Origin of the sequence: Ornithinibacillus halotolerans, from assembly GCF_014637405.1 — a bacterium.
Taxonomy (GTDB): domain Bacteria; phylum Bacillota; class Bacilli; order Bacillales; family Amphibacillaceae; genus Ornithinibacillus; species Ornithinibacillus halotolerans.
The window spans coordinates 45414-51828 of record NZ_BMEY01000024.1 but is presented as its reverse complement, the minus strand read 5'-3'; the positions used below and the strand labels follow the sequence as shown (position 1 = coordinate 51828).

The window sequence follows — 6415 nt, the reverse complement described above, 5'->3', positions numbered from 1 at the left end:
TGAACGAGTCAATTACATTCTTAGCTACTAAAGCACGCTAGCTTTAGATTTATTTAATAGAAAAAACAGGGTATGTTTTTTCTTACATACTGGTTGTTTTGTTCAGTTTTCAAGGAGCAAAATCTTAAATGCTGTTTTTGTGACAGCTTTTATATAATATCATGTCGGCTATACGATGTCAATAACTTTTTTAAAAAACTTTTTTCGTTTGTTTTTCATTTGTTATCGGTCGGTTAAATTAGCGACTTGATTAATATACCATGTTATCAGATGTTATGTCAACAACTTTTTTGATATATTTTTTATTAAGTGTCGTTAAATGAATCAACTCATTTAAGCAACAGATATTACTTTACCATGGCTATATAACAATGTCAATAGAATATGTTCATTTTTTTATATGTCGTTAATAAAGTAAGTATGATAAGGATTAAACATTCCTATTAACTATTGAAATTCCAAGTACAACTATATATTATACTTTGTCCATTAAGACAGAAAACAATTCTATTGTCATCTTATATTATGCTATACTGTTCATGTATTATATAAGGAGGAACAGTATATGTCTGAACCACAATTAATGTACTCAAGTAAAATAAATAAAATCCGTTCATTTGCTTTAATTCTTGTCTTTCTTGGAATCGGATTAATGTACATAGGGTTATTATTTAAGAAGACAGAATGGGCAATGGTTATTTTCTTTATCTTAGGTATTCTTGCTATTGTTTTTAGTACGGTCGTTTATTTTTGGATTGGGATGCTTTCGACAAAGGCTATACCAATTATTTGTCCATCATGCGAGAAACCGACTAAGATGTTGGGACGAGTTGATGCATGTATGCACTGTAAGCAACCACTTACGATGGATAAGGACTTAGAAGGTAAGGAATTCGATGAAAAATACAATTCTAGAAAATATAAGCGTGAAGAAAAGAAAAAATAACAGAGCAGCCTCATGAATTAACATCTACCTATTGGTAGATGTTTTTTCTAGGTCTAGCATTCTATTTTTATTTCATATATATAGAAGATGATTGATTTTAAATTAACCTGAAATGAGGAATTATATGATTCTCCTGATCGATAATTATGATTCATTTACATACAACCTCGTTCAATACATATACGAATTAAATAGAACAGTAGTCGTTAAAAGGAATAATGAAATAACGATAGAAGAAATCCAATCCTTAAATCCAACACACATACTTCTATCCCCTGGACCTGGGAATCCAGATTCTGCAGGAATTTGTTTGGATGTTGTTAAACAATTACATAAAGAGTATCCCATACTAGGTGTTTGTCTCGGTCACCAAATAATCGCTCAAGCATTCGGAGGTAAAATAATAAAGGCAGAACAGCCAACCCATGGAAAAGTCTCATTGATTACCCATGACAGTAAAGGTATGTTTGTCGGCTTGCCCAATCCATTGCAAATTACTAGATACCATTCTCTCATGGTTGATAAAAATGATTTTCCAGATTGCTTGGAAGTTAGTGCCGTTATTAATAATGGTGATATTGCCGCACTAAGACATAAAACTTACCCAATAGAAGGTATTCAAGGGCATCCTGAATCAATACTATCAAAGTGTGGACATGAATTATTACATAACTTTTTCTCGAAAGGAGAATGAGCTTTGGTCTATCTCCATTTTGACTTTTTAAAAAATCCAACTACATTCGAAAATCCAGTTGAAATAATTGTTGCTCATACGGTTGATGAAGTAATACCAGCTATGTTACGGGTTGAGGAAGCAATTGATAACGGATATTATGCTGCTGGTTTTCTTTCGTATGAGGCTGCACCAGCTTTTGAAGAGACAATGAAAATTCACTCCAATTATAAGATGCCGCTACTCTGGTTTGGTATTTTTTCGGAACGAACAAATAATTTCCCTGAAAGAACTAACAGTTTCTATACTTCACCATGGGATCCAAATACAACGATCAAGGAATACAAAGATGCTATACAAGAAATAAGAAATCATATTCAGCAAGGAGAAACATATCAAGTAAATTATACAATTCGAATGGAAGCTAAATTTCACGGAGATCCCTTGGGATATTATCAACATTTAGCAAACTCACAAGTTGCCAATTATAGTGCCTATCTAGATATAGGAGACTACAAGATATTATCCGCTTCCCCTGAACTGTTTTTTCATTTAAAAGATAATCATATTACAGTGAAACCAATGAAAGGGACAGTTGGTCGCGGGGAAACGGAAGAAAAAGATGACCAACTTGCAGACTGGTTGTACCATTCGGAAAAGAATCGTGCAGAGAATGTGATGATTGTTGACTTATTACGAAATGACCTTGGTAGAATCGCCAGACCAGGTACAGTTAATGTGCCCGCATTATTCTCTATAGAAAAGTATCCAACTGTTCACCAAATGACTTCGACCATTACAGCTGAATTAGAAAGTAACATAACGATCGTTAATATATTCAAGGCATTATTTCCATGCGGTTCGATTACTGGCGCACCTAAAATTAGTACGATGAATATTATTAATGATTTAGAATCAACACCCCGCGATGTTTATTGCGGTGCAATAGGTTATATCACGCCACAAAAAGAAGCAATATTTAATGTCCCTATTCGGACGGCTATTATTGATCGTGATGGTAATGCAACTTATGGTGTTGGTGGAGGTATTACTTGGGATTCCGATTCTAGTGAAGAATATGAGGAAGTTCTCACGAAAACAAAAGTGCTTTCCAGGAACAAAAGTGAGTTCCAACTATTAGAAACGATTGGTTTAGTTGACGGACAATATATTGTACTAGATTATCATCTAAATAGACTAAAGAATTCTGCTGCCTATTTTCACTTTGCATTTCATGAAGATATTGTATTGGAGTTAACAAAACTAGCAAACCAACATCCAACAGGTAGGTGGAAAGTTCGTATCTTACTCAATGATAAAGGTGAGACTTCCATTGAGATTACTCGAGAAACACCAGTTCTTCACAAACAGCTAGTTTCCTTAGCAAAACAACCGATAAATAAAGAAGATATCTTCTTATATCATAAAACAACTAATCGAACGGTCTATGAAAATGCTAAAAGTGATTTTCCTGAAGTATTTGATGTTTTACTTTGGAATGAACAAAAAGAAGTGACAGAATTCACACGTGGAAATATCATTATTGAAAAGGATGGAAGTCTTTATACTCCTCCAATCTCTTGTGGTCTATTACCAGGTACCTTTAGAGAATCTCTTATTGATGAAGGCAAAGTATCGGAAAGAATAATACATGTAAATGATCTTTTTGAGTTGGATAAAATTTGGTTTATTAACAGTGTTAAAGAATGGATAGAAGTTCAAATGGTATAAAATAAGCCCTGTTACAATTTGTAACAGGGCTTTCTAGTTAATATCGTTCTGACTATTTTTGCTTACAGTCACTACACGTACCATATACTTCCATTCGATGGTGACTTACGTCAAATCCAGTAATCTTTTCAGCGAGTGATTCTACTTCATCTAAGGAAGGATAGTGGAAGTCTACAATTTTCCCGCAATCCTCACAGATGATATGATAATGTTCCGTAAAACTACACTCGAAACGGCTGGATGCATCACCATAGGTTAATTCACGGACTAACCCATTTTCCCGTAGTACCCGTAAATTATTATATACAGTTGCTACACTCATATTAGGAAACTTTCCTTCTAGTGCTTTATATATATCGTCTGCTGTTGGATGTATAGGTGAGTTCATTAAATAGTCAAGCACCGCATGACGCTGTGGTGTAATTCGTACACCTGATTCTTTTAATGTATCAATCGCTTTTTGTAGTCTTCTTTCAGCCACGTCATGCACCTCGCTTTCATAAAAATTCTTTCTTACACTATTATTATTTTATAATCTTTATAAATAGTGTACGCTTATCTGCGGATTCTTGTCAATATAAGTATATATCGGTAATAAAAAGAATATCACTTCTTCTTAAATTTCAAGGAAGTCTCACGAATTAAACATCCGCCTTCAATGGTAATTCTGTTCCACCCAAAGCTTGATTCACATACCTTGCTGTCACAAAGAGATAATCGGATAATCGATTTAAGTATGAAACTACGAGTGGATTTTGTAATTCTTCAACTAATCCGACAGCAATCCGTTCTGCACGTCGAGTGACTGTTCGCGCTACATGGAGTGCACTGGATGCTTGATGACCAGAGGGAAGAATGAATTGCTTCAGTGGAGTTAGTTCTTTATCCCACTCATCTATTTGACTTTCCAGTTCGTCAATATGTTCTTTCTTTAGTTTCCACATTACTTCTTTTTCTGGTGGGGTTGCAAGCTCAGCACCCACATGGAAAAGAATCGTCTGAATACGATGCAGTTGTTCAAGTAATTTTTCCTTTTTATCCCATGTTTCCTTTTCAAGAAAACTAGTGGCTAGACCGATCATTGAGTTTGCTTCATCACAAGTTCCGTACGCCTCTACCCGTAAATCATTCTTCGGTACTCTTTTCCCATAGACGAGAGAAGTTAATCCTTTATCTCCAGATCTAGTATAGATTCTCAAGTTAATACCCCCTTGAAGGATCAATTGTATTAATATAATTAGTATCGCCGTTCATATACTTATTCAGGTTTTCTTCAAAGATTGCCAATGCACGTGTCATATATTTTGGTGAATTTCCAGAAATATGCGGTGTCATCGTAATGTTAGGTTCATTCCAGAAAGGATGATCTTCTGGAAGTGGTTCTTGTTCAAATACATCTAGAATAACATGGGCAATTTCTTCCTGCTGAATTGCATAAAGGATATCTTCGCTTTTTACAAGATTTCCTCTTCCTATATTTACAAACACTGCACTATTTCTCATTTGTTTAAAATGTTCTTTATTTAATAGATACTGTGTCTCCTTTGTTCCAGGTAAAACAGAGACGACAAAATCAGCTTGTGGTAATACTTCCATTAGCTTGTCTAATTTATGTACTTCATCAAAATAATCTACCTTGTTACCACTGCGGGAGATCCCAATTGTTTTCATACGAAAAGCTTTTCCAAGTCTAGCAATCTCCTCACCAATTGCACCAGTACCAAGTACAAGCATTGTCTGCTCACTAATTTCTTTAATTTTGACTGAGTTATTCCAGTGATGGTTTTTTTGACTTTCAAAAAATGTTTGCTCTTGTCGATACACCTGTAATAACATAGAAATAGTATACTCTGCCATCTGCACTTTATGAATACCACTTGAATTAGTTACAACTATTCCTCGTTCTTCAATTTGTTTCAGTGGTAATTGATCCACCCCTGCAGATAATACCATGATCCACTTGAGATTTGTTGCTCTACTTAATTTTTCTTCATCTAAATCTGCCCCATAAGTAACAACCACTTCTGCTTTATCCAAGTGTTTTTCCGCTTCCTGTATATCATTTGCAAAAATAAACTCCACCTCAGAATACAACGCTACTAATTTCTCCTTATGCTTTTCACTTAGCTTAGCTGTGAATAATATAACCAATATTCATACATCCCCCTTCAAAAAATTCTTGCCTACTTCCATCATATACACTCAATATAGATTGAACAAATATAAAAACTAAATCGTATAAAAAACAAATTGCCAGTACTCTACTTACGAGTCTGGCAATCAATTATTATTTCTTTTTGAACACATTCTTTACTGCCTTGGCTAAGATTTTCCAATCCAACTTAAATGTGCAATTCTCTATATAGTATAAATCATAAGCAATCTTCTGCCCGTGCTTCTCATTAGTAGCCCCTTTTATTTGTGCATATCCGGTTAAACCGGGTCTCACTTTCAAACGTTTCTCTTGCTGCCTATTATAGTAATTGGCAATCTCTGGTCGTTCCGGACTGGGACCTACTAAACTCATATCTCCACGTATTACATTAATTAAGCGAGGTATTTTATCTAGACGGTATTTACTCAGCCATACTCCAGTATCAGTTAGCGTGACAGTATGATCTCTTGAAATCTTAAAATAATCAGGTACCCCTTTTTCCCATGACTTCGGGAAAGGATAAGGAGGTAACTGGCGAATAACTCTTGAACCAAGTGTCATTGTTCGAAATGACCACATGATAAAAGGTTTATTGTTCTTACCAACCTGAAGCTCTTTCTTAAAGATAGGTCTGCCTTCTTTTTTTGCAATTTTTATACATATAAAGAGGAAAAGTGGAAAGAGCATGATTAATAAAATCGTACTTACTACTATATCTATTGTTCTCTTAAATAAGAAAAAAAGATTAATATGAAAATAATTCGTTTTTCCTTTAACTGACTCTAGCATCCTATTCTCAAACCCCTCTTAACATATTCATACTTGACTACTTCATATTATTCGAGGCCGAGAATGTTTATAACTAATTAATATAATAGTAATACTAGATAGTTCTTTTTGAGGATAGAAC

The 6415-nt window shown here is 34.5% G+C and carries 7 protein-coding genes; 3 read left to right on the top strand and 4 right to left on the bottom strand.

What is annotated here, in order from left to right:
- Positions 1–565: 565 nt before the first annotated feature.
- The 3 genes from IEV35_RS17685 (at position 566) to pabB (ending at position 3350) form a co-directional block, all read left to right on the top strand.
- Positions 566–946, top strand: a complete 381-nt coding sequence (locus IEV35_RS17685; protein WP_188385984.1) for a YgzB family protein — start codon at positions 566–568, stop codon at positions 944–946.
- A gap of 124 nt (positions 947–1070) precedes the next feature.
- Positions 1071–1640, top strand: a complete 570-nt coding sequence (locus tag IEV35_RS17680) for an anthranilate synthase component II (RefSeq protein ID WP_188385983.1) — start codon at positions 1071–1073, stop codon at positions 1638–1640.
- 3 nt (positions 1641–1643) lie between these two features.
- Entirely contained in the window at positions 1644–3350 is a 1707-nt protein-coding gene (pabB, locus tag IEV35_RS17675; protein ID WP_188385982.1) for an aminodeoxychorismate synthase component I, read from the top strand.
- Between the two features lie 52 nt (positions 3351–3402).
- Here the strand turns inward: pabB and perR are convergent, their stop codons facing one another.
- The 4 genes from perR to IEV35_RS17655 form a co-directional block, all read right to left on the bottom strand.
- A complete protein-coding gene (gene perR, locus IEV35_RS17670; protein WP_188385981.1) occupies positions 3403–3831 on the bottom strand; it encodes a peroxide-responsive transcriptional repressor PerR in 429 nt (142 codons plus the stop codon).
- Between the two features lie 160 nt (positions 3832–3991).
- A complete protein-coding gene (locus tag IEV35_RS17665; protein ID WP_188385980.1) occupies positions 3992–4549 on the bottom strand; it encodes a cob(I)yrinic acid a,c-diamide adenosyltransferase in 558 nt (185 codons plus the stop codon).
- Between the two features lies 1 nt (position 4550).
- The gene (locus tag IEV35_RS17660) at positions 4551–5501 is read right to left on the bottom strand and encodes a D-2-hydroxyacid dehydrogenase (protein ID WP_188385979.1); all 951 of its coding nucleotides are present in this window, start codon (positions 5499–5501) and stop codon (positions 4551–4553) included.
- A gap of 136 nt (positions 5502–5637) precedes the next feature.
- Positions 5638–6294 carry a sugar transferase gene (locus IEV35_RS17655; RefSeq protein WP_188385978.1) on the bottom strand — a complete coding sequence of 219 codons (657 nt, stop codon included), beginning with the start codon at positions 6292–6294 and terminating at the stop codon, positions 5638–5640.
- Positions 6295–6415 lie beyond the last annotated feature (121 nt).

Bases quoted from the DNA above. Each gene is read 5' to 3' on its own strand.
- IEV35_RS17680 (WP_188385983.1), top strand. From the start codon at position 1,071: ATGATTCTCCTGATCGATAATTATGATTCATTTACATACAACCTCGTT.
- IEV35_RS17685 (WP_188385984.1), top strand. From the start codon at position 566: ATGTCTGAACCACAATTAATGTACTCAAGTAAAATAAATAAAATCCGT.
- IEV35_RS17655 (WP_188385978.1), bottom strand. From the start codon at position 6,294: ATGCTAGAGTCAGTTAAAGGAAAAACGAATTATTTTCATATTAATCTT.